This is a genomic window from Streptomyces sp. NPDC057438, assembly GCF_042802995.1.
Taxonomy (GTDB): domain Bacteria; phylum Actinomycetota; class Actinomycetes; order Streptomycetales; family Streptomycetaceae; genus Streptomyces.
Map to the genome: position 1 here is coordinate 1 of NZ_JBHVDD010000061.1, position 23,348 is coordinate 23,348.

General features: G+C 70.7%; 18 protein-coding genes and 1 tRNA gene. 8 read left to right on the forward strand and 11 right to left on the reverse strand.

What is annotated here, in order from left to right:
- Window positions 1-35: 35 nt before the first annotated feature.
- Together ACFU5F_RS27825 and ACFU5F_RS27830 are read right to left on the reverse strand one after the other, a co-directional pair.
- Window positions 36-626 carry a TetR/AcrR family transcriptional regulator gene (locus ACFU5F_RS27825; protein ID WP_383892733.1) on the reverse strand — a complete coding sequence of 197 codons (591 nt, stop codon included), beginning with the start codon at window positions 624-626 and terminating at the stop codon, window positions 36-38.
- Complete coding sequence (locus tag ACFU5F_RS27830) at window positions 623-2,140, reverse strand: 3-hydroxyacyl-CoA dehydrogenase (RefSeq protein WP_383892735.1); 1,518 nt, start codon at window positions 2,138-2,140, stop codon at window positions 623-625. Before ACFU5F_RS27830 ends, ACFU5F_RS27825 begins: the two co-directional genes overlap by 4 nt.
- A gap of 212 nt (window positions 2,141-2,352) precedes the next feature.
- On the opposite strand from ACFU5F_RS27830, the gene paaN reads away from it, so the two are divergent.
- Entirely contained in the window at window positions 2,353-4,065 is a 1,713-nt protein-coding gene (paaN, locus tag ACFU5F_RS27835; RefSeq protein WP_383892738.1) for a phenylacetic acid degradation protein PaaN, read from the forward strand.
- 34 nt (window positions 4,066-4,099) lie between these two features.
- Here the strand turns inward: paaN and ACFU5F_RS27840 are convergent, their stop codons facing one another.
- The 3 genes from ACFU5F_RS27840 to ACFU5F_RS27850 are packed head-to-tail and all read right to left on the reverse strand — an operon-like array spanning window position 4,100 to window position 7,406.
- Complete coding sequence (locus tag ACFU5F_RS27840; RefSeq protein WP_383892741.1) at window positions 4,100-4,957, reverse strand: TrmH family RNA methyltransferase; 858 nt, start codon at window positions 4,955-4,957, stop codon at window positions 4,100-4,102.
- The gene (locus ACFU5F_RS27845) at window positions 4,954-6,198 is read right to left on the reverse strand and encodes an HTTM domain-containing protein (protein ID WP_383892744.1); all 1,245 of its coding nucleotides are present in this window, start codon (window positions 6,196-6,198) and stop codon (window positions 4,954-4,956) included. Before ACFU5F_RS27845 ends, ACFU5F_RS27840 begins: the two co-directional genes overlap by 4 nt.
- A gap of 47 nt (window positions 6,199-6,245) precedes the next feature.
- Window positions 6,246-7,406, reverse strand: a complete 1,161-nt coding sequence (locus ACFU5F_RS27850; RefSeq protein ID WP_383892747.1) for a DUF5819 family protein — start codon at window positions 7,404-7,406, stop codon at window positions 6,246-6,248.
- A 363-nt stretch (window positions 7,407-7,769) separates the two neighbouring features.
- Between ACFU5F_RS27850 and ACFU5F_RS27855 the strand changes: the two genes are divergently transcribed.
- On the forward strand, window positions 7,770-8,975 hold the full coding sequence (locus ACFU5F_RS27855; protein ID WP_383892750.1) for an acyl-CoA dehydrogenase family protein: 1,206 nt from the start codon (window positions 7,770-7,772) through the stop codon (window positions 8,973-8,975).
- A gap of 104 nt (window positions 8,976-9,079) precedes the next feature.
- On the opposite strand, the gene ACFU5F_RS27860 is transcribed toward ACFU5F_RS27855, so the two are convergent.
- The 4 genes from ACFU5F_RS27860 to ACFU5F_RS27875 all read right to left on the reverse strand — a co-directional run bounded on the left by ACFU5F_RS27860 (window position 9,080) and on the right by ACFU5F_RS27875 (window position 12,594).
- Window positions 9,080-9,409: a rhodanese-like domain-containing protein gene (locus ACFU5F_RS27860; protein ID WP_383892856.1), complete on the reverse strand. Its 330-nt coding sequence runs from the start codon at window positions 9,407-9,409 to the stop codon at window positions 9,080-9,082.
- Between the two features lie 48 nt (window positions 9,410-9,457).
- Window positions 9,458-10,435 (reverse strand): hypothetical protein, encoded by a 978-nt coding sequence (locus ACFU5F_RS27865; protein WP_383892753.1) that lies wholly within the window; start codon window positions 10,433-10,435, stop codon window positions 9,458-9,460.
- A gap of 136 nt (window positions 10,436-10,571) precedes the next feature.
- Entirely contained in the window at window positions 10,572-12,059 is a 1,488-nt protein-coding gene (locus tag ACFU5F_RS27870) for a DUF2252 domain-containing protein (protein WP_383892756.1), read from the reverse strand.
- A gap of 160 nt (window positions 12,060-12,219) precedes the next feature.
- Window positions 12,220-12,594, reverse strand: a complete 375-nt coding sequence (locus ACFU5F_RS27875; RefSeq protein ID WP_383892759.1) for a winged helix-turn-helix transcriptional regulator — start codon at window positions 12,592-12,594, stop codon at window positions 12,220-12,222.
- 103 nt (window positions 12,595-12,697) lie between these two features.
- On the opposite strand from ACFU5F_RS27875, the gene ACFU5F_RS27880 reads away from it, so the two are divergent.
- Window positions 12,698-13,351, forward strand: coding sequence for an FMN-dependent NADH-azoreductase (locus tag ACFU5F_RS27880; RefSeq protein WP_383892762.1), 654 nt, complete (start codon window positions 12,698-12,700; stop codon window positions 13,349-13,351).
- Window positions 13,352-13,411: 60 nt separating this feature from the next.
- On the opposite strand, the gene ACFU5F_RS27885 is transcribed toward ACFU5F_RS27880, so the two are convergent.
- Together ACFU5F_RS27885 and ACFU5F_RS27890 are read right to left on the reverse strand one after the other, a co-directional pair.
- Window positions 13,412-16,222 carry a beta-L-arabinofuranosidase domain-containing protein gene (locus ACFU5F_RS27885; RefSeq protein ID WP_383892765.1) on the reverse strand — a complete coding sequence of 937 codons (2,811 nt, stop codon included), beginning with the start codon at window positions 16,220-16,222 and terminating at the stop codon, window positions 13,412-13,414.
- 446 nt (window positions 16,223-16,668) lie between these two features.
- A tRNA-Leu gene (locus tag ACFU5F_RS27890) sits at window positions 16,669-16,752 on the reverse strand.
- Window positions 16,753-17,238: 486 nt separating this feature from the next.
- On the opposite strand from ACFU5F_RS27890, the gene ACFU5F_RS27895 reads away from it, so the two are divergent.
- The 5 genes from ACFU5F_RS27895 (at window position 17,239) to ACFU5F_RS27915 (ending at window position 23,204) form a co-directional block, all read left to right on the forward strand.
- A complete protein-coding gene (locus ACFU5F_RS27895) occupies window positions 17,239-18,081 on the forward strand; it encodes an FhaA domain-containing protein (protein WP_383892768.1) in 843 nt (280 codons plus the stop codon).
- A 10-nt stretch (window positions 18,082-18,091) separates the two neighbouring features.
- Window positions 18,092-18,613: an FHA domain-containing protein gene (locus tag ACFU5F_RS27900; RefSeq protein WP_383892771.1), complete on the forward strand. Its 522-nt coding sequence runs from the start codon at window positions 18,092-18,094 to the stop codon at window positions 18,611-18,613.
- A 128-nt stretch (window positions 18,614-18,741) separates the two neighbouring features.
- Window positions 18,742-20,271: a Stp1/IreP family PP2C-type Ser/Thr phosphatase gene (locus tag ACFU5F_RS27905; RefSeq protein ID WP_383892774.1), complete on the forward strand. Its 1,530-nt coding sequence runs from the start codon at window positions 18,742-18,744 to the stop codon at window positions 20,269-20,271.
- 27 nt (window positions 20,272-20,298) lie between these two features.
- Window positions 20,299-21,738, forward strand: a complete 1,440-nt coding sequence (locus ACFU5F_RS27910; protein ID WP_383892776.1) for an FtsW/RodA/SpoVE family cell cycle protein — start codon at window positions 20,299-20,301, stop codon at window positions 21,736-21,738.
- A complete protein-coding gene (locus ACFU5F_RS27915; RefSeq protein WP_383892779.1) occupies window positions 21,735-23,204 on the forward strand; it encodes a peptidoglycan D,D-transpeptidase FtsI family protein in 1,470 nt (489 codons plus the stop codon). Before ACFU5F_RS27910 ends, ACFU5F_RS27915 begins: the two co-directional genes overlap by 4 nt.
- The last annotated feature ends 144 nt before the right edge of the window (window positions 23,205-23,348 follow it).

Here is a 23,348-nt window from a genome sequence, read left to right on the forward strand (position 1 = left end):
TGAGCCCGCCGACGGCCCGGCCTCCCCGCAGGCGCTCACTCCTGGGCGCGCAACCCCGAGAAGACCAGGTGCGTCACCGCTTCGGACACTTCCCGCTCGCCCATGCCCCGCCCGTCCGGCCGGTACCACTCCACGATCGAGTTGATCATCCCGAACACCAGCCGGGTCGCGAGCCGCACCTCCACGTCGCGCCGTACGTCGCCCTCGGCGGCCGCGGCCTTCAGCAGGTCGGCGACCCGGTGGTCGAAGTCGCGGCGCCGCTCCAGCGCCCAGCGCTCGGTGTCGGTGTTGCCGCGCACCCGCAGCAGCAGGGTCACGTAGGGCAGTTCGGCCATGAGCACCTCGACCATGCGCCGCACGACGTGCTCCAGGCGCTCCACCGCGCGCCCGGCGCGCGCGGGCTCCTCGTCGAGGATGCCGAAGAGGCCGTCCAGCGCCCGGCTGACGGCCCGGCGCAGCAACTCCTCCTTGCCCGTGACGTGGTGGTATATCGACGACTTGGAGATTCCGGCCGCCTTGGAGAGATGCTCCATGGAGGTGCCGTCGTAACCACGTTCGTTGAAGACCCGGACCGCGACGGACAGCAGCGTCTCCGGGGTGTATGTGTCGCGCTTGGCGGTCGTCATGAGGACGTGCCCTCCCGCTTGTCCGAGGCGTAGGCGTGGCGGTAGAGCGCCAGCGAGGGCGCGTAGCGCCCGGAGGGGTCGCGCAGGTGCAGGTCGTCCAGGAGGGCGTACGCCCAGTTCCGGCCCAGTCTGCGGCTCCATTCGAAGGGCCCCAGCGGGTAGTTGACGCCCAGCCGCATCGCCGTGTCGATGTCCTCCTGGGTGGCCACGCCCTTGGCGACGGCGTCGTGCGCGAGGTCGATGATCCGCGCGACCGTGCGCGCGACGATCATGCCGGGGGCGTCCCCGATGACGCTGACGTCCTTGCCGAGCGCCTGGAAGAGGCCCGTGGCCTCCGCGAGGGTCTGCGGCGAGGTGTCCTGGGAGGCGGACAGGGCGATCCGGGTGGCCCTGCGGTAGTCGAGCGCGAGGTCGAAGTAGACGACGTCCCGGAACTCTACGGAGGTCTGACCGTCGGCGAGGGCCAGCTGGCCACCGCTCGGCAGGACGAGCCGGGTGCCGTGGTCCTCCTCGTCCTCGCGGACCGAGACACCCGCCTCGCGGATCAGGGTGAGCAGGTCGGCGGCGGGGCCGAGGTCGCCCTCGACGACCACGTACGCGGGCGCCGGGACCGGGTCGGCGGTGTGCGGCTCGGGACGCTCGGCGTCGTCGCCGTGGTCGTACCAGCCGTGCCCCGTCTTGCGGCCGAGACGGCCCGACTCGACGAGCCGGCGCTGGGCCAGCGAGGGCGTGAAGCGCACGTCCTGGAAGAAGGCCCGCCACACGGACTGGGTGACTGATTCGTTGACGTCCTGCCCGATCAGGTCGGTCAGCTCGAAGGCGCCCATCCTGAACCCGCCGCACTCGCGCAGGATCGCGTCGATGGTGACGGGCTCGGCGGCCTGCGACTCGTACACCGCGAAGGCCTCGGCATAGAACGGCCGTGCGATGCGATTGACGATGAACCCGGGGGTGTCGGCGCAGGCGACCGGCGTCTTGCCCCAGGCGCGGGCCGTCTCGTACGCGCGCGTGGCCGAGGTGACGTCGGTGGCGAAGCCGGAGACGACCTCCACGAGGGGCAGCAGCGGCGCGGGGTTGAAGAAGTGCAGGCCCACGAAACGGCCCGGGTTGCGCAGGGCGCCGCCGATGGCGGTGACGGACAGGGACGAGGTGTTGGTGGCGAGCAGGCAGTCCTCGCCGACGACGTCCTCCAGCGCGCGGAACAGCTCCTGCTTGACGTCCAGCCGCTCCAGGACGGCCTCGACGACCAGACCGCAGTCCGCGAGGTCGGCGAGATCCTCGGCGGCGCGCAGCCGGGCGCGCGCGGCGTCCCGGTCTGCGCCGGTCATCCGGTCCTTGGCGACGAGCCGGTCGAGCCGGGCGCCGATCGCGTCGGCCGCCTCCCGCGCTCGGCCGGGCGCGGCATCGAACAGCCATACGAAGTGGCCCGCGGTCAGTGCGACCTGGGCGATGCCCTGGCCCATGGTGCCGGTGCCTACGACGGCCACGGGGCTGCCGGGGTCGAGTCCTGTCATGTGCGCGATCCTCCCGCACGGGGTTGTCCACAGATACGGCGGACCCCCTTGTCCCGACCGATCGTTCGGTTACTCTAACTCTGTCCGCCCACCCGCCGCCCACCCCTCGGTGCAACACGGCGCCTCGCGCCACCCCCCGAGCACCCCTCGAATCCATTCCTGCCCAGGTCAGAGCTTTGAGAAGAGTCTTTGACGTGAGGAGTTGGTCCAGCATGGCCGCCGAACCGTCCGCGCACGCCCTGATCGTCAAGCACCGGCCCGTCCTCGACCAGGCGCTGGAAGCGATCCGCACCCGCGCGTACTGGTCACCCCACCCCGAGCACCCCAAGGCGTACGGCGAGAACGGCAGCCTGGGCATGGCCGAGGGCAAGGCGGCCTTCGACGCCCTCCTCGGCACCCGGCTCGACCTCGGCCAGCCCGGCACCGACGACTGGGTGGGCGGGGAGATCTCCCCGTACGGCATCGAGCTGGGCGTCACCTATCCGCACGCCGACCTCGACACGCTGCTGCCCGCCATGAAGGCCGGGCAGCGCGCGTGGCGCGACGCGGGCGCCGAGGCGCGCGCGGCGGTGTGTCTGGAGATCCTCAAGCGGATCAGCGACCGCACCCACGAGTTCGCCCACGCCGTCATGCACACCAGCGGCCAGGCCTTCATGATGGCCTTCCAGGCGGGCGGCCCGCACGCCCAGGACCGGGGCCTGGAGGCGGTGGCGTACGCGTACGCGGAGCAGGTCCGCACCCCCGACGCGGCCGAGTGGAGCAAGCCCCAGGGCAAGCGCGACCCGCTCGCGCTCACCAAGAGGTTCAAGCCGGTGCCGCGTGGGACGGCCCTCGTCATCGGCTGCAACACCTTCCCCACGTGGAACGGCTACCCGGGCCTGTTCGCCTCCCTCGCCACCGGCAACGCGGTCCTGGTGAAGCCCCACCCGCGCGCGGTTCTGCCGCTCGCCCTCACCGTCCAGGTCGCCCGCGAGGTGCTCACCGAGACCGGCTTCGACCCCAACCTGGTCGCGCTGGCCGCCGAGCGCCCCGGCGAGGGCATCGCCAAGGACCTGGCCACCCGCCCCGAGATCCGCATCATCGACTACACCGGCTCGACGTCCTTCGGCGACTGGCTGGAGGCCAACGCCCGGCAGGCGGAGGTCTACACGGAGAAGGCCGGCGTCAACGCCGTGCTGATCGACTCCACCGCCGACTACAAGGGCATGCTCTCCAACCTGGCCTTCTCCCTGTCCCTGTACAGCGGCCAGATGTGCACCACCCCGCAGAACCTGCTCATCCCCCGCGACGGCATCACCACCGACCAGGGCCCCAAGTCCTACGACGAGGTCGTGGCCGATCTCGCCGGGTCGGTCGGCGGCCTGCTGGGCGACGACGCGCGCGCCAACGCCCTGCTCGGTGCCCTCGTGAACCCCGACGTCAAGGCCCGCCTCGACGCCGCCGCCTCGCTCGGCGAGGTCGCGCTGCCCTCACGGGAGATCACCAACCCCGAGTTCCCGGACGCGGTCGTCCGGACACCGGTGATCGTGAAGCTCGACGGCGCGCGGAAGTACTGGGAGCGCGCGGAGGACGAGGCCGCCTACCTGAGCGAGTGCTTCGGGCCGGTGTCGTTCGCCGTCGCCGTCGACTCGGCCGCGGAAGGGCTGGCGCTGCTGCGCCGGACCATCGGCGACAAGGGCGCGATGACCGTCGGCGCGTACACGACCTCCGACGAGGTGGCCGAGGCCGTCGAGGAGGTCTGCCTGGAGGAGTGCGCGCAGCTGTCGCTGAACCTCACGGGCGGGGTGTACGTGAACCAGACGGCTGCCTTCTCGGACTTCCACGGGTCCGGAGGCAACCCGGCGGCGAACGCGGCCCTGTGCGACGGAGCCTTCGTCGCCAACCGGTTCCGGGTGGTCGAGGTCCGCAGCGAGACGCTCCGGTAGGGCCTCCGGCTGCGGCGCGCGCTGCCTCGCCTCCTCAGAAGGAGCCCGCGCTCCAGTGGTACAGCGTCATCGCCACGCTCGTCGCCAGGTTGTAGCTGGAGACCTGGGGGCGCATCGGGAGGGACAGCAGGTGGTCGGCGCGGGCGCGCAGTCCGGCCGACAGACCGCTGCGTTCGGAGCCGAACGCGAGGACGGCGTCGTCCGGGAGCTTCAGGCCCCGGATGTCGTCGCCCTCGGGGTCGAGCGCGAAGATCGGGCCGGGAGGCAGGTCGGCAACCTCCAGTCGCTCGACGGCGGTGGCGAAGTGCAGCCCGGCCCCGCCCCGCACGACCGTGGGGTGCCAGGGGTCAAGGGTGCCCGTGGTGACCACCCCGGTCGCCCCGAAACCGGCGGCCAGTCGGATCACGGCCCCCGCGTTGCCCAGGTTGCGCGGATTGTCGAGGACGACGACGGGGGCGGCGCGCGGGATGCGGGCCAGCACCGCCAGGTGCTCCGCCCGCGAGGGCCGTACCGCCAGCGCGGCGACGGCGGTGGGGTGCGGGCGCGGTACGAGCGCCTGGTACGTCTCCTGCGGGACCTCCTGGAGGAGGTCCGCGAGCCGGTCCCGTACGTCCGGAGCCAGGTCGTCGGCGAGCGCGAGGGCAGCCGTACGGTCGGCGGTGACGGCCACCGGCACCTCGGCGCCGAAGCGGACGGCGTGCTTGAGCGCGTGGAAACCGTCGAGCAGGACGGCGGTGTCGGCGAGACGGCGCCAGGCGCGCAGGGGGTCGCCCGCCGGGCGGCCGGTCGTAGCAACCTGGCCGGCCGCGGGTCCCGTCACAGGACCGGCGGGGGATCCGGCCGCCGGTCCGGCCGCCGGGTCGCCCGCGGGTCCGCTCACCGGATCGTTCATGCGGTGAAGCCTACGCGGGCCTGCTCGGCCGCCTCCCCTTCGTCGGGGACGCGTGGCCGGCGCGGGCCCGGGATCTTGAGGGCGCGACCCGGCAGGAGGCGGCGTACGACGCGGTCGCGTACGCCTGCCACCAGTCCGCCCAGGCGCTTCAGGAAGGGCGTGGGCAGGAAGACGGCATCGGCGGCGATCATCGCGAGCGAGAAGAACGGCAGGCCGAGCACGACGGCGATCACGGCGTGCTCGGTCATCATGACCGCCAGCAGCACGTTCTTGACGCGCCGGTTGAAGAGCGTGAACGGGAAGGCGACCTGCACGATCACCGTCCCGTACGTCGCCAGCATCACCATCGTGCCGCTCGACGACAGGAGGTCGGAGAGCGAGGCCCAGGGCGAGAAGTAGTCCAGGTGGAACGGGTAGTAGGCCGCCGTACCGTCCTGCCAGCGCCCGCCCTGGATCTTGTACCAGCCGGCCGCCGCGTAGATCAGACACGCCTCGGCCATGATCACGACGAGCGCGGCGTTGTGCGCGAGGTTGCCCACGATGTCGAGCAGCGCGCGCGGCTTGCTGTCCGACTCGATGCGCCCGGCGGCCCACCACAGGGCGTGCACCGTCCACAGCCCCCAGAAGAACGTCAGCCAGCCGCCCAGCAGACCTCCGGGGACCAGACCGCCGAAGGTCGCCAGCAGCAGCGCGAACCCGAGCGCGCACCACAGCGCGACGCCGACCCGGTCCTCCGGCACCCTGCCGTCCAGCTCCGTGCGCGCGCTTCCGCGTCGCGCGCGCCGCGCGTCCAGCGACCAGACCTGGGCACAGCGGACGAAGACGAGATAGATCGCCATGAGGTGGAGGACGTTGTCGCCGCCGTCGCCCATGAAGACGCTGCGGTTCTGCAGCGAGAGCACGCCGATCATGAACAGCACGCTCATGGCACGGGTGCGCCACCCGAGCAACAGAAGCACGGTGGACAGGACGGCGACGGCGTAGACGATCTCGAACCACACCATGCTGTCGGACCACATCAGCACCGTGAGCGCGTCGTTGCTCGCGGTGAGCTGCTGGGCCAGCTCCCAGCTCCAAGGCCCGTTCGGGCCGTAGAGCTCGCGTCGGTGCGGGAACTCGCGCAGCAGGAACAGCAGCCAGGTCGCGGAGAAGCCGATACGGATGATCGCGCTCTGGTAGGGGCCCAGGGCGCGATCCGTGACACGGGTGATCCCGTTGCCTATCGGGGCGGTCAGCCGCATCAGAGGGCTCCCCTGGCGGACCGGGCCGGTCGGACGCACGGAGCCGCTCATTCGGCACTCGCCTCCGTCCGGCCGGTGGTGGCCCGGCCGGCGCCTCCCGCGTTGGCGGCGGCGTCCGCCCGGTCGTCGTCGGTCACCTGCCACCAGGGCAGCTCTCGGACGACTGGCTTGTCGGACACCTTTTCCTCGCTCCACTCGGGCGGTGGCACGTTGGTGGTACGGGACCGGAGCTGGATCCGCTCGATCACACCGCCGGACTCGCCGGCCCCCTCGCGGTCGAGGCGCATCACCACGATCCGGCGCACATAGCGCTGGGAGAGGTCACCGCGCGAGGTGGTGGCGCGGTTCTCCGCGTCGTGCGTGGAGACATAGAAGTCCCAGGCCCGGCGCAGTTCGTTCTGCTGGGTGTGACTCGGCACCGGGTTCCCGTCGATCGCGGCGCCGTCCAGCGCGGACAGGTCGTACCAACCGGTCTCACGTGTCTCGCCGTCGGCGGTACGGACCTGAGCGCGCGCCTGCACGGCGATGTTCTGCTGCAGCGGGTTCGGCGCGAACAGTTTCCAGTTCTGCTCGAACTCCGGATACACCCATTCGTCCACCGCCCGACCGTGCTGCTTCGTCAGCGTGTTCGAGGGTGCGATATGGAGGAACACCAGCCCGAGATGGACACAGGTCACCACCCCCACGACCGCGAGCACCAGCGCCACGGCGATCTGGTACGGCAGGGTCAGCGCGGCGATACCGGCCGCCGGCCGCGCCGGTCCGCCCGCCCGGTCCGCCCGCGGCCACGGAGAGGACTCCTGTGACGGGTCCGACGACGCGTCCGGCGAGAGTGCCGATACGGAACCCGCCGCCGAGCCGGACACGGGGACCGCGGTCGGGCCGGTCGTCAGGCCGCCGGTCAGGCCGCCGGTCAGGCCGCTCGCCAGACCGGTCGCCGTGTCCGGCGCCGCGTCCGGGGACGACTGCACCGAGGAGGCCGGAGCGGGGTCTGCGGTCACAGGCGGAACAGGCTCCGCGGTCACGGACGGGACAGGCTCCCCTGTCACAGGCAGGACGGGGTCGGCGGTCCCCGGGACGGGGTTCGCCGGGTCCGGTATCGGCCGGGAATCCCGCGGAACCCGCGCGTCCGCTTCGCTCGCGGAGTCGGAGCCCTCGGGCTCGTCCGGCCCCCGCCGGGCGTTCGAGACCTCGTCGTTCGCGTCCATTCCGCCCAGCTCCCCGATTCCTACGACCCGGTCCACTTCCCCACCGGAACTTACTCAGCCACACCCGTCCGGCACACCCCGATGGTCACAACAGTCACATCGTCACACCGCTCGCAGGGCATTCCTGAGGTTATCCACAGCGGGGGACACCTTACGGCGCGGTGGGGTCCGCCTCCCGCCGGAAAGCCGCCCAGTCACTCGGCCCCTCGCTCAGGCCCTCGGACCCCCAGCTCCCGCAGCCGCCCGTCGCACCCGTCCTGTGCGCCGTGCCTGGCGCGACCGTCCCGGCCCCACACCATTCCCCTCTTCTAGAACCTGTTCTATCTTGACGCCCTGTCATCGGCGACACGGAAGGGCGGAACCGTGGACTTCACCTTCACCGAGGAACAGCAGGCGGCGGCCGAGGCGGCGAGGGCGGTGTTCGCCGGGGTCGCGCCGGACGGCGTCCCGAGCCCGTCGCTCGTACCGGGAGCCGTGGCCGACGACTTCGACCGGGCCCTGTGGGCGAAGCTGGCCGACGCGGACCTCCTCAGCCTGTTGCTGGACCCCGCGTACGGCGGGTCGGGCCTGGATCCCATCGCGCTGTGCCTGGTGCTGCGCGAGTCGGCGAAGGTGCTGGCCAGGGTGCCGTTGCTGGAGAGCAGTGCCGCCGCCGTGGCCGTACAGGCGCACGGGAGCGAGGAGCTGAAGGCGGAGCTGCTCGCCCGCGTCGGCCGGGGCGAGGTCGTCCTCACCGTCGCCGCGCACGGACTGACCGGTCACGACCCCGCCGAACTCGCCGTGACCGCACGGCGGGACCCCGACGGCGCCTGGGTCCTGGACGGTGTGCAGACGGCGGTGCCCTGGGCTCAGCAGGCAGAGTTCGTCGTCGTCCCCGCGACCCTCTCGCCGGAGTCCGCCGCCGGCCTCTCCGCCGACGGGACCGCCGACGAGACCGAGGACGGCCGGGCAGCCGCCGACGGCCGGGCCGTGCTCGCCCTCGTTCCCCGCGCCCACGCGGGGGTGACGCTCGCCGAGCAGATCTCCACCCACGGTGAACGGCTGGCGGAACTGCGTCTGGAGTCGGTACGGATCGCCGCCCGGGACGTCATCGACGCGCAGGGGGCGTGGGAACGGCTGCGGGAGCTGCTGGCCACCGGGACGTGCGCGCTGGCCCTCGGCCTGGGCGAGGCCGTCCTCGGCATGACCAGCGAGTACGCCGGCAAACGCGAGCAGTTCGGCTTCCCGATCGCCTCGTTCCAGGCCGTCGCCGTGCAGGCCGCCGACCGCTTCATCGACCTGCGCGCGATGGAGGCGACACTGTGGCAGGCCGCCTGGCGGATCACCTCGGGAGCGGGAGGTGCGCTGCCCGCCGCCGGGGACGTCTGCGTGGCCAAGATCTGGGCCTCGGAGGGTGTACGACGGGTCGTGCAGACCGCACAGCATCTGCACGGGGGCTTCGGCGCGGACGTCGAGTACCCCCTGCACCGCTATCACGCCTGGGCCAAGCACCTGGAGCTCTCGCTCGGCCCCGCGGCGGCCCACGAGGAGGCGCTGGGCGACCTCCTGGCGGCACACCCACTGGGCTGAGTGCCGCGCACATCACACCCCGGGGCGCGCACGTCCTGTCCGCGCGCCCCACTCTCCTCACGGCGCCTACGCCTTTCCCGGCGCCCGCCTCCGAGGAAAGGGCTCTACAGAACGAACCCGGCCCCGCCCTTGTCGTCCACCACCGGGCGCCCGGCGGCCGCCCAGAGCTGCATCCCGCCGTCCACGTTCACGGCGTCGATGCCCTGCTGGACGAGATACATGGTGACCTGCGCCGACCGACCGCCCGAGCGGCAGATCACATGGACCCTGCCGTCCTGCGGAGCGGCCTCGGTCACCTCGCCGTAGCGCGAGACGAACTCACTGATGGGGACGTGCAGTGCCCCTTCGGCATGACCCGCCTGCCACTCGTCGTCCTCCCGGACGTCCAGCAGGAAGTCGTCGTCCTTGAGGTCTCCGACCTCGACCGTGGGCACACCAGCTCCGAGATGCATGCGTACGACGCTACCCGACCCGGCCCCGGGCTACTCGTCCCGGGCGAGCAGCCCCGCCAGCTCGGTCTCCCGCTGTTCGACCTCCGCCAGCAACTGGTCGGCGATCTCGTCGAGGAGCCGGTCGGGGTCCTCCGGCGCGAGACGGAGCATCGAACCGATGGCCCCCTCCTCCAGCTCCCTGGCGACGAGGGTGAGCATCTCCTTGCGCTGGGCGAGCCATTCGAGCCGGGCGTAGAGCTCCTCGGCCCGGCTCGGCCTGCGCTCCTCCGGCACGGGCCCGGCCGCCCACTCCTCTGACAGCTCCCGCAGCAGCACCTCGTCACCGCGGCCGTACGCCGCGTTCACACGGGCGATGAACTCGTCCCGCCGCGCCCGCTCCTTGTCGTCCTGGGCCAGGTCCGGGTGTGCCTTGCGGACCAGCTCCCGGTAGAGCCTGCGGGCCTCGTCGCTCGGGCGCACCCGCTCCGGGGACCGTACGGGCTGATCGGTGAGCATGGCCGCGGCCTCGGGAAGCAGGCCCTCCGAGTCCATCCAGCCGTGGAACAGCTCCTCCACCCCGGGCATGGGCATGACCCGGGCCCGTGCCTCCTGGGCCTTGCGCACGTCCTCGGGGTCACCGGTCCGCGCGGCCTTCGCCTCCGCGATCCGGGCGTCCAGTTCGTCGAGCCGCGCGTACACCGGGCCGAGCTTCTGGTGGTGCAGCCGGGAGAAGTTCTCCACCTCGACCCGGAAGGTCTCGACGGCGATCTCGTACTCGATCAGCGCCTGCTCGGCCGCCCGTACGGCCCGCTCCAGTCGCTCCTCGGGCCGCCCCGAACCCCCGCTTCCGGCGGACGCCGAGCCCTCGGCGGAAGTCACGTCCTCGGCGGAGGCCTCGCTGCCGACGGACGCCGTGCCCTCGGCGCCCTCGGTCGGTGCCGCGCCTTCGACGGGCTCGGTGACCTCATCGGGCCGCCCGGGCTCGGTGGGGCGCTCGGACGGTGTCTGCTCGGCTTCCGGGGTCGTCACCCGGCCCAGCCTAGGCCACGGTTCCGCCCCCTGGCGAAAGCCACCGGAGGCCGGGAACGGAGGCACGACCCCAGCCCGTCCAGCCACTCGCCCTGCTTCGCCCGGTGCGTCCGGACGCCCCTCACCGGCCCTCCCGTCAGACCCCCATCTCCGCCGCTATCCGTCCCGCCCGCACGGCTGTCACCAGGTCCGCGTGGTCCGCCTCCGTGCGGTCCGCGTAGGTCACGGCGAACGTGGCCATGGCCTCGTCCAGTTCGTCGTTCTTGCCGCAGTAGCCGGAGATGAGGCGGGGATCGGCGCTGTGGGCGTGGGCGCGGGCGAGAAGGGCGCCGGTCATGCGGCCGTAGTCGTCGAATTGGTCGGCGGCCAGGGCGGCGGGGTCGACGCTGCCCTTGCGGTTGCGGAACTGGCGTACCTGGAAGGGGAGTCCGTCGACCGTGGTCCAGCCCAGCAGCATGTCGCTGACGACCTGCATGCGCTTCTGCCCGAGGACCACCCGGCGGCCCTCGTGGTCCACCTCCGGCACCTCGAAACCGGCCGTGGCGAGGTGCGGCTCCAGAGCCGAGGGCCGGGCCTCCTTCACCTGGAGGACGAGCGGCTCCCCCCGGTGGTCCAGGAGCAGGACGACGTACGAGCGGGTACCCACACTGCCGGTGCCGACCACCCGGAACGCCACATCGTGCACGGCGTACCGGGCGAGCAGCGGATGGCGGTCCTCCGACAGCGTGGTCAGGTACTGCTCCAAGGAGGTGGCCACGACGACCGCCTCCTCGTCCTGCACGCGGCGCAGCACCGGCGGCGCGTCCACGAAGTGGCGGCCGCCGCCCTCGACCGCTCGGGTCGCCTTGGCCGCGAAGCGCCCGCTGGTGTTGGCGCGTGCCTTCTCCGAGACCCGCTCCAGCGTGCCCAGCAGGTCGTGGGCGTCGGCGTGCGAGACCAGTTCCTCGTCCGCGATGGCGTTCCACGCGTCGAGCGCCGGGAGCTTGGCGAGCAGCCGCATCGTGCGCCGGTAGGCACCCGTCGCGTCGTACGCCGCCTTGCGGCAGATGTCCTCGTCGGCGCCCGCCTCACGGCCGGCGAGCACCAGGGAGGCGGCAAGGCGCTTGAGGTCCCACTCCCAGGGGCCGTGCACGGTCTCGTCGAAGTCGTTGAGGTCCATGACCAGACCGCCGCGGGCGTCGCCGTACAGACCGAAGTTGGCCGCGTGGGCGTCGCCGCAGAGCTGGGCACCGATGCCGGTCATGGGCGTACGGGCGAGGTCGTGGGCCATGAGGCCCGCCGAACCGCGCAGGAACGCGAAGGGGGTGGCCGCCATCCTGCCGACCCTTATCGGGGTGAGGCCGGCGATCCGGCCGCGGTTGGACTCCTCCACCGCGGACACCGCGTCCGGCCGGTCGGTGGTGAGCGTCAGATCCGCGTGCGCGCTGCGGGGCACCCGTGTGCGCAGCGCCTTGCCCTCGTCCTTGGGCGAACCCACCGAGGGCCACCGGGCGAAGCCCGCCACCCCCGGCACCCGCACGGCGGCCGACGGCGACACCGCCGCGCCCGCCCCTGCCTCCCGGGACTCCGCCGCCCCCGCTTCGGCCCCCCGCCCCGCCCCTGCCGCCGTCCCGACCTCGGTCATCACGACCGCCTCCCCCGTACACGTCCACACGCGACCATCGACTCGTGCTGACGTTACAGCCGGTGGCCGAAACGCGTCAGAGCCTGTGGAAAACTCCCCGCCCCACCCGCCGCACCAGCGGAAACCCCGGGCGCCACCCCACGCGACCCGGCCGGTCGCCCTAGGCCCGCCCCGCCCCCGCACAGGGCCAACTACGCGACAGATGGCTCTCGGACCAGTTCCTGAGCTCCCGCAGCGCCGGATCCAGCGCCGCCCCGGCCTCGGTCAGCCGGTACGTCACACGCAACGGCGGCCCGTCGTCGACCTCGCGCACCACCAGCCCGGCCGCGCCGAGTTCGGTGAGCCGGTCGGAGAGCATGCGCTCGCTGATGCCGGGAATCGCTCTGCGCAGATCGACGAAATGTGCGGGATGCGGCATCAGGACGGCCACGATCAGACCCGTCCAGCGCTTCCCGAGCAGGGCGAACACCCGGGTGATGCCTTCGTCGACCTGCTGGCACGGCCCGGCGCCATGGATGCCCTGCTGCTCCGCCATGAGAACAAGAGTACTGGGCCGGAGTTCGGTGGTGAAAAAAAGTAAGTGACTGTGTTATTCATAGTGGAGTACGAAATCGAAGCCACTTCTTCTGGAGTACTCCATGGCTACGCTGCTGCACCTGGACTCGTCCGTGTTTCCCGCCGGCGCCTCGTCGTCGCGCGCGGTGACGGAGACCTTCCGCAAGGCCTGGCAGGACCAGCACCCGGACGGCACGGTCATCTACCGCGACCTGCACGCCGATCCCGTTCCGCACATCGGCGCCGCCGCGCACACCGCCGGTTTCGCCGACCCGGCCACGCACACCCCCGAGCAGGCCGCGGCCTTCGCCGAGCGGGAGAAGCTCATCGTGGAGCTGGAGCAGGCGGACGCGATCCTGATCGGCGCCCCCATGTACAACTTCTCGATCCCGTCCACCCTCAAGGCGTGGCTGGACAACGTCGTCCTCATCGGCCGCACCGCCATGACCGAGGACTCGAAGACCAAGGGCACCCCGGCCATGGTCGTGGCCAGCCGCGGCGGCTCCTACGCTCCGGGCACGCCCCGCGAACCCCTGGAGTACGTGCAGAACTACCTGACGGCGGTCCTGTCCGAAACGCTCGGCCTGGAGGTCGACTTCATCGTCCCGGAGCTCACGATGGCCCCGCACAACCCCGCCATGAGCGAGCTGATCCCCCTCTCGGAGGCTTCCCGCGCCAAGGCCCTCGACGACGCCGTCGTCAAGGCCAAGAACCTGGCCGCGCGCCTCGCCGCGTAGCCAGCGGGGCGGAACGCGAAAGACGGCCGCCCCCGCCCCCGGGAGCGGCTGCCCCTGCCCTCAGGCCGCGTACGTCGCGTTCCGGGCGGTGGTCACCACCCGCTCTCCGTCGGCCTGGCTGAGCCGCCCGGCCGACACCCAGGAGGTGACGGTCGACTGCACCCGCGCCACCAGCGCGCCCTTGTCGGCGAACGGCGCCCCGGCCCAGATCTCGTCCAGCAGGCTGGTGCCGTCGGAATTCACCGGGTTGGCGACACCCGAGTCGGTGCCGCCGAGGACCACCTTCGGTTCCGTACGCCTGACGTAGGCGTGGGTCGGGTCCTCGCTCCCTTCGTGGAAGGGCGCGAACTCGGTGCCGTCCAGTGTGTAGTGCAACGCCTTTCCGCTCACCGGGGTGAGGGAAGGCAGCAGGTCACCGGAGAGCCCCGCGTTGCGGTACAGCCCGACCGGCAGGTAGCTCGTGGCGCTGTTCCTGCCGACCAGGTTGACCGGCCCGTAGAACAGCGTCTGGAGCGACGGGTCGTCGAGGGCCTTCTCCGTCCGCAGACGGAACGGGATCGACACCCGCACGACATCCCCGTCGCTCCAGGTGCGGGAGGGGATCGTGAAGTAGCTCCCCGGGTCCGGAGTGCCGCCCACCGCACTGCCGTTGACGGTCACCCGGAAGCCGGCACCCGCCCAGGACGGCACCCGCAGCCGCATCGCGAAGGCCGCGCCGCCGCCTCCGACGGTGATCGTGGTGCCCTGTTCCCGGGGGTAGTCGGTGCTCTGGGCGATCGTCACCCCCTTCGCGGACCAGTCCAGCGTCGCGGCGCTGTACAGGTTGACGTACAGCGCACTCCCGTCGGCCCGGGCGAAGTACACCGAGTCCTGGTACTTGGTGGCGCTCTCCATGCCCGTGCCCTCGCAGCAGGTGGTGCCCTGCTTGGGGGTGTAGTCGCGCACGTGTCCGGGCTTCAGCCCGATGAAGTACGTGACCAGGGGCTTCTCAGCGTCGGCCTTGTCCTGCTTGGACCCGAGGACCTGGTTGAGCAGGGCCCGCTCGTAGTAGTCCATGTACCTGGGGTCCTGCTCGTGGAAGAACAGGATCCGGCTCAGCTTGAGCAGGTTGTACGCGCAGCAGGTCTCGGCGTTGGTGTCGCTGATCGTCCCCGCGACGGCCCCGCGCGCCTTCCAGAACTCGGCCGTGCTGGTGCCGCCGATCCCGTACATCCGCTGGGGGATCACCATGCCCCAGAAGTTCTTCGCGGCGCTCAGATACCGCGCCTCGCCCGTGACGTCGTGGAGCCGGACGAGTCCGGTGAAGATCGGGATGTGCTGGTTGGCGTGCAGACCGTCGAGCGTGTCCGTGTTCGCGGCACAGGCGTCGATGAGCTTGTCCAGGTCGAACAGCTTGGCCAGGGCCAGATGGTCCGCCTTGCCGGTGATCGCGTACAGGTCGACGATCGCCTCGACCAGGCCCCCGTACTCCCCGCTGGAAAAGATGCCCCACATCCGCTGCAGGGTGGCGTCCGGCAGTTTCGACAGCCTGGAGTACATCCAGTCGCACAGGCCCGACGCCAGGTCGAGCGCCCGCGCGTCGTCGACATGGAGATACGCGTCGAGCAGGCCGCGCAGGATCTTGTGCGCGGTGTAGTACGGCGCCCACACACGCGTGTAGTCGCCGCTGGTCATCGACTCCAGCTCGATGAACTGCGTCTCCGGGTACGCAGCCAGGAAGCCGTCATGGCTCGGCGCGCCCCAGGTGCGGCGCAGGGTGGCGGTCAGGCCCCGCCCGGAACCGTCCGCGAAGGTGCCCCCGCCGGTCTCGAAGAAGTCGTACGAGGCCAGGTCGCCCCGCCCCGCCGACGAGTCCGCGGCTCGACCGCCCTGGAGCGAGGTGATCTCGGCGGCCGTCAGCGCCCGTGACCAGACGTTGAATTCGTCGAACGCCCCCGCGAAGACGGGATCGGTCCGGAAGTTGGACCGGCCGAGCCAGTTGTTCGCCAGGGTGCCGAGGGCCGCCGGGGTGAGGGACATCGCGGTGTTCCGCGTGACGGCCGTGCCGTTGACGTAGAGCGTGCCGGTGCCGCCTCCGATCGTCACCGCGAGATGGCTCCACCGGTCGAGCGGCAGGGCGGCGGTGCCGTTGAGCCCCTGTTCCCCGCCGGGCCCGTTGGTGGTGATGGCGAAGCGGGGGACACCGCTCGCGTTGCGCGCCGCCAGGTACAGATAACGGGTGGTGTTGTCGCCGAAGTCGAAGATCCGCGCCCAGTCGGCGTGGTGCGTGGGCTTGACCCAGGCCGACAAGGTGATCGCGGAGGCACCGCCGAGCACGTTGTTCGGCAGGTCGACGTACTGGTAGGAGCCCCGGACGTTCTCCTGCGCGGTACCGAATTGTCCGGGCACGGCGAGCATGCGCGGGCCGGTGCGCAGCGCCTCGCGCACCTCGGCCAGGGCTCCGATCATGTAGCGGATCCGGTCGGAGTAGACCGTGTCCTTGGTGCTGGCGTAGGCCTGGGCGAGCATCGTCAGGAAGTGCCCGGTGTAGTGGCCGCGGAGGTTGCCGTTGGCCTCGCCGTCCAGTCCCTCCCAGCCGCCGGGCGCGACCGCGCCCTTGGTGGACAGGCCCGCGTTCGCCCGGAAGACCTGCAGCAGACGGTCGACGTCGTAGCCACGGCCGTGGTCGAGCATCAGCCGGCGCTTCTCGGCGAACAGGCCCTGGCCGAGCGTCACGTCCTTCAGTTCGAACGGGCGGACCGACCAGGCGGGAGGCGTCGGGACGGTGGCGGCGACCGCGCGGCCGCTCCCCGCCGCGACGGAGACTCCGGGCGCGGCCACCGTGAGCAGCACGGACTGGAGGAGGAAACGTCGGGAGAGCGGCGGAGCCATGTGCGCCTCGTCTCTTGCAGGTGTGGGGGCGACTCGGCGAATCGAGCAGTCTGTTCGAAAATACGAACGCCGTGCGAATTGCCGACCAGAAGATAGAGAGGAGGCGGACAGGCGTCAACGGTTCTCACAGGTTTCGCGCATTCGCCGCCCGGACGGAGCCGCCGCCCCTCAGTCACTCAGCGCCGTTTCACGTGAAACATCGCCCATGTCCCCACGTACAACGATTCACCTGACGCTGACCCGGGCGCCACCCGCACCGCGCGCACGGGGCGCGGCACGCCCCCATGACGTTCCGCGCGCCCGAAAGCCGAAAGCCCTTGCCCGCCCTCTGAGACACTCCTCACACTTCAGAGCCCGCCTCTCGATGCATCCGGCACCGCCGAGCTGGTCGCGAGCGCACAAAAAAGAAGCGGTCCCATCGTGACTACGATGGGACCGCTTCGCTGTGCGCGAGGGGGGAGTTGAACCCCCACGCCCTTGCGGGCACTGGAACCTGAATCCAGCGCGTCTGCCTATTCCGCCACCCGCGCATTGGGTGTGTCATCAGGCCCTGTTCCTTGCGGCGTCGGCGCCTTCCGACATGCAGAAGATTAGCACGCTGGGGAGGGTGGCTTCACATCACTTGTTCACGGCCGGCCCGCTGCGCGGTGACGCGACGGGAACGACCAGCACGGACCGAACACACAGCCCCTCGGGTCACGTATCAAGGCGTGCCGGTTCACGTATCAACCTCGTACCGGTCCCGGCCATCTCCACCGGAGAGGGACGGGGCGCACAGTCCGGTGCGGGACACTGGTCTCGCACCGCCTCTACGATCCTTGGCAGAGTTCGGACGAGGTAGTTCGAAGAGGAGCTCCGGCGGGAATCCGGCAGGGGGACCTCAGTGGGCTCCGACACCGGATGACACCGGTCGACCGGGCCGACCGGGGGAACCAGCCGATTTCCCGGCGCGTGGATACGATCAGTAAGCAGTACCGACACGGTACGCAGAGCGGTGACGACGGAGGAGGTGCCCCATGGGAGTCCTGAAGAAGTTCGAGCAACGTCTCGAAGGTCTGGTCAACGGCACCTTCGCCAAGGTGTTCAAGTCCGAGGTCCAGCCCGTGGAGATCGCGGGAGCGCTCCAGCGGGAGTGCGACAACAACGCGACCATCTGGAACCGCGACCGTACGGTCGTCCCCAACGACTTCATCGTGGAGCTGAGCACGCCCGACTTCGAGCGCCTCAGCCCCTACTCCGGCCAGCTCGGCGACGAGCTCGCCGGCATGGTGCGCGACTACGCGAAGCAGCAGCGCTACACCTTCATGGGCCCCATCAAGGTCCATCTGGAGAAGGCCGACGATCTCGACACCGGTCTCTACCGGGTACGCAGTCGTACGCTCGCCGGATCCACGGACCAGCAGGCGCCCTCGGGCGCCCCGGCGAGCCCGGCCGCCGGCCGCCCCGGTGGTTACGGCTACCCGCCCACCGCGGCACCCGCGGGCGCTCCGCCCATGCCGGCGTCGCCACCGGGCGGTGGCCGCCCCGGCGCCGCCCCGCTCGGCCAGCGACCGCCCGGCGCTCCTGCGGCCGGCGGGCGCACGCGCTACTGGATCGAGGTCAACGGCACCCGCCATCAGATCTCGCGCCCGACGCTGGTGCTGGGACGCAGCACCGAAGCCGACGTGCGGATCGACGACCCCGGCGTCTCCCGCCGGCACTGCGAGATCCGGACCGGAACGCCCTCGACGATCCAGGATCTCGGATCCACCAACGGCATCGTGGTGGACGGGCAGCACACCACCCGCGCTACGCTCCGCGACGGCTCGCGGATCGTCGTGGGCAGCAGCACCATCATTTACCGGCAAGCCGAAGGGTGAAGCGGGGGCAATGTCAGAGCTGACCCTCACGGTCATGCGGCTGGGTTTCCTGGCCGTACTGTGGCTGTTCGTGATCGTGGCCGTGCAGGTCATCCGCAGCGACCTTTTCGGTACGCGCGTCACCCAGCGGGGGTCGCGCCGGGAGCGGCCGCAGGCGGCCGCCCGCCAGGCCGCGCCACCGCAGCAGCGCGGCCAGCAGCCCGCGCCCGCCACCGGCGGCGGCCGCCGAGGGCGCAACGCCCCGACCAAACTCGTCGTCAGCGAGGGCACGCTGACGGGCACCACCGTGGCGCTGCAGGGCCAGACCATCACCCTGGGCCGCGCGCACGACTCCACGATCGTGCTGGACGACGACTACGCCTCCAGCCGGCACGCCCGGATCTACCCGGACCGCGACGGCCAGTGGATCGTCGAGGACCTGGGGTCCACCAACGGCACGTATCTCGACCGGAACCGACTGACGACTCCCACGCCGATTCCGCTCGGCGCGCCGATCCGCATCGGCAAGACCGTCATCGAGCTGCGGAAGTAGTGCTACATCATGAATAGGCGCGAGCGGAGCGAGCACGCAGCGGAGTCCCCCACCAGGGGCCCCGGCGCGCTCCCGACCGGAGGGTGGGCACCGTGCGGATGTACCCGGAGCCGACGGGCGAGGTGCGCATGAGTCTGTCACTGCGCTTCGCCGCCGGATCGCACAAAGGCATGATCCGCGAGGGCAACGAGGACTCGGGCTACGCCGGTCCCCGGCTGCTCGCGATCGCCGACGGCATGGGCGGCCAGGCGGCCGGCGAGGTCGCCTCCTCCGAGGTGATCTCCACCCTCGTCACGCTCGACGACGACGTCCCCGGCTCCGACATCCTCACCTCGCTCGGCACCGCCGTTCAGCGCGCCAACGACCAGCTGCGCGCCATGGTCGAGGAGGACCCCCAGCTGGAGGGCATGGGCACCACGCTCACCGCCCTGCTGTGGACCGGGCAGCGTCTCGGCCTCGTGCATGTCGGCGACTCCCGCGCGTACCTCCTCAGGGACGGCGTCCTCACCCAGATCACCCAGGACCACACCTGGGTGCAGCGTCTGGTCGACGAGGGCCGCATCACCGAGGAGGAGGCCACCACCCACCCGCAGCGCTCCCTGTTGATGCGCGCGCTGGGCAGCGGCGACCACGTCGAGCCCGACCTCTCCATCCGCGAGGTCCGCGCCGGCGACCGGTACCTGATCTGCTCCGACGGACTGTCCGGCGTCGTGTCCCACCAGACGATGGAGGACACCCTCGCCAGCTACCAGGGCCCGCAGGAGACCGTGCAGGAGCTGATCCAGCTCGCGCTGCGCGGGGGCGGCCCGGACAACATCACGGTCATCATCGCCGACGTCCTCGACCTCGACACCGGAGACACCCTCGCGGGGCAGCTCTCCGACACCCCGGTCGTGGTCGGCGCGGTCGCCGAGAACCAGCTCCACCTGCAGGACAACGGCATCATGCAGACCCCGGCCGGCCGCGCCTCCGGTCTCGGCCGCCAGGGACACGGACAGGGCGGCGGCGAGTTCGGCCCGCCCGGCTCGGGCGACGCCACCGGGTACATGCCGGCCGCGGGCTCCTTCGACGACTACTCGGACGACGACTTCGTCAAGCCCCGCAAGAAGCGCAGGTGGCTGAAGAGATCCTTCATCGGTGTCCTCGCCCTCGCCGTGGTGGGCGGGGGTCTGTACGGCGGTTACCGCTGGACCCAGACGCAGTACTACGTCGGCGCCAACGACGATCACGTGGCGCTGTACCGAGGCATCAGCCAGGACCTGGCCTGGATCTCGCTCTCGAAGGTGCAGAAGGACCACCCCGAGATCGAACTCAAGTACCTCCCGCCTTACCAGCAGAAGCTGGTCGAGGCCACGATCGCCGAGGGCGGTCTGGGCGACGCCGAGAAGAAGATCACGGAACTGTCGACCCAGGCGTCGGCGTGCAAGAAGAACGCCGAGCGCCGCGAGGCGGCGGACAACAACGCCAAGACCGGCGAGGGCGAGGCCGGCGGGGTCACGGGAACCACGAAGACCTCCCTCACGTCCAAGGCCACACCGACCCCGACGCCGACAGAGTCGACGTCCCCGACCCCGACCCAGACCGCACCCACACCGTCGACCGGCCCCAGCCTCTCGGAGCAGGAGCAGGAGCTGGTCTCACGGTGCGGTGAGCAGTAGGCAAGCCGCGAGGGGCCCAGTCACACGATGAGCAGTACTACCAACCCGTCGACGCAGCACACGTCCACGATCGGCGCGATCGGCACCCCGAGCCGACGCAACACCGAGCTGGCCCTGCTGGCGTTCGCGGTCGTCATCCCGGTGTTCGCCTACGTCAACGTGGGTCTCGCCCTGAACGACGAGATCCCGACCGGCCTGGCCGCGTACGGCATCGGCCTCGGCGTGCTGGCAGGCATCGGCCACCTCGTCGTACGCAAGTTCGCGCCATATGCGGACCCGCTGATGCTGCCGTTGGCCACACTGCTGAACGGGCTGGGGCTGGTGGCGATCTGGCGACTGGACCAGTCGAGACTGCTCCAGCAGATCGGACAGGCCGGCGGCAAGGCGACCAATCAGCTGGTCTACACAGCAATGGGCATCGCTCTTCTCATCGCTGTACTGATCTTCCTCAAGGACCACCGCACCCTCCAGCGCTACACGTACATCTCCATGGCCGGTGCCCTGGTCCTGCTGCTGCTCCCCCTGGTTCCGGGCCTCGGCGCCGAGATCACCTACGGCGCCAAGATCTGGATCCAGGTCGGCAGTTTCACCATCCAGCCCGGCGAGTTCGCCAAGATCGTGCTGGCGATCTTCTTCGCCGGCTACCTGATGGTGAAGCGCGACGCGCTCGCGCTGGCCAGCCGCCGCTTCATGGGCCTGTACCTGCCTCGCGGCCGCGACCTCGGCCCGATCATCGTCGTCTGGGCGATCTCGATCCTCATCCTGGTCTTCGAGACCGACCTCGGTACCTCGCTGCTGTTCTTCGGCATGTTCGTGATCATGCTGTACGTCGCCACTGAGCGGACCAGCTGGATCGTCTTCGGTCTGCTGATGTCCGCGGCCGGCGCCGTCGGCGTGGCCTCGTTCGAGATCCATGTGCAGCAGCGCGTCCAGGCCTGGCTGGACCCCATGGGCGAGTGGGAACTCTCCAAGACTGTGGCCGGCCACTCCGCGCAGTCCATGGAGGCCCTGTGGGCGTTCGGCTCCGGCGGCACCCTCGGCACCGGCTTGGGCCAGGGTCACTCCGAACTCATCCGGTTCGCAGCCAACTCCGACTTCATCCTCGCCACCTTCGGTGAGGAGCTGGGCCTGGCCGGCGTGATGGCGATCCTGCTGATCTACGGCCTGATCGTGGAGCGCGGTATCCGCACGGCGCTCGCCGCCCGTGACCCGTTCGGCAAGCTGCTCGCCGTCGGACTGTCCGGCGCGTTCGCCCTCCAGGTCTTCGTCGTCGCTGGCGGCGTGATGGGGCTCATTCCCCTGACCGGTATGACGATGCCCTTCCTGGCGTACGGCGGTTCCTCCGTCATCGCCAACTGGGCGCTCATCGGCATTCTGCTCAGAATCAGCGACACCGCTCGTCGGCCCGCGCCCGCCCCCGCTCCCAACCCCGACGCCGAGATGACCCAGGTGGTCCGCCCGTCATGAACAAACCCCTGCGCCGTATCGCGATCTTCTGCGGGCTCTTGGTCCTCGCCCTACTCATCCGCACCAACTGGCTCCAGTACGTCCAGGCCGATTCCCTCGCCACCGACAAGGACAACCGGCGCGTCGCCATCGAGCGCTACGCCATGCCTCGTGGCAACATCATCGTCGACGGCAAGGCCATCACCGGGTCCGCGGCTTCCAAGGGCCTCGACTACAAGTACAAGCGCACCTGGAAGAACGGCGAGATGTGGGCGCCGGTCACCGGCTACTCCTCCCAAATCATCGGCGCCACCCAGTTGGAGGCCCTTGAGGACGGCATCCTCACCGGCAACGACGACCGGCTCTTCTTCCGGAACACGCTGGACATGATCACCGGCAAGAAGAAGGAAGGCGGCAGCGTCGTCACCACCCTCAACGCCGCCGCGCAGAAGGCGGCCTTCGAGGGTCTCGGTGACAAGAAGGGCGCCGTGGTCGCGCTCGACCCCAAGACCGGCGCGATCCTCGCCCTGGCCTCGACACCGTCGTACGACCCGTCAACCTTCGCCGGCATCAGCAACAAGGACAGCCAGACCTTCTCGAAGCTGGAGAAGGACTCCGACAAGCCGATGCTGAACCGCGCGCTGCGCGAGACCTACCCGCCGGGATCCACGTTCAAGGTGGTCACGGCCGCAGCGGCGCTGGAGAGCGGCATCGTCTCCGGCATCGACGAGAAGACGAAGACCCCCGACCCGTACCCGCTGCCGGAGTCGTCCAACAAGCTCACCAACGAACACGGCGTCTGCAAGAACGCCACCCTGCGCTACGCGCTGATGGTCTCCTGCAACACCGTCTTCGCGAAGATGTCGCACAGCGTCGGCAACGAGGGGATGCGGGCGCAGGCCGCGAAGTTCGGCTTCAACGAGGCCGAGCTGGACGTCCCGGTGCGCGCCGCCGAGAGCGTCTACCCCGAGGACAACGATCCGCAGAACGCGATGGCCGGCATCGGGCAGGCCTCCAACCGCGCCACCCCACTGCAGATGGCGATGGTCGCCTCCGCCGTCGCCAACGACGGCGAGCTGATGAAGCCGTACATGGTCGACCAGCTGCGCGCCTCGAACCTCGACGTCATCGAGACACACGACCCCGAGACGCTGTCCCAGCCGATGTCCTCGGAGACCGCCCAGAAGCTCCAGGACATGATGGAGACCGTCGTCAACGACCCCCAGGGGACGGGCGGCAGGGCGAAGATCGGCGGCGACGTCACCGTCGGCGGCAAGACCGGAACCGCGCAGCACGGCGTGAACAACAAGGAGAAGCCGTACGCCTGGTTCATCTCCTACGCCAAGCTCAGCGACGGCAGCTCGCCGGTCGCCGTGGCCGTGGTCGTCGAGGACGGTGCGGCCAACCGCGGGGACATCTCCGGTGGCGGTGTCGCCGCCCCGATCGCGAAGAGCGTGATGCAGGCAGTGATCAACAGCAAGAAGTGACCCCGCTCACGTCACCTTCACATCGGTGCACGTTGCGATACCGGTCCTGTATCGGGTGACGCGGTTGGCCAGGTCACAGAAGGCGCGCCGGGTACCGTATGCCCGGAGCACAGCCGCCGGACCACACATCGGTGCGGTCGGGAT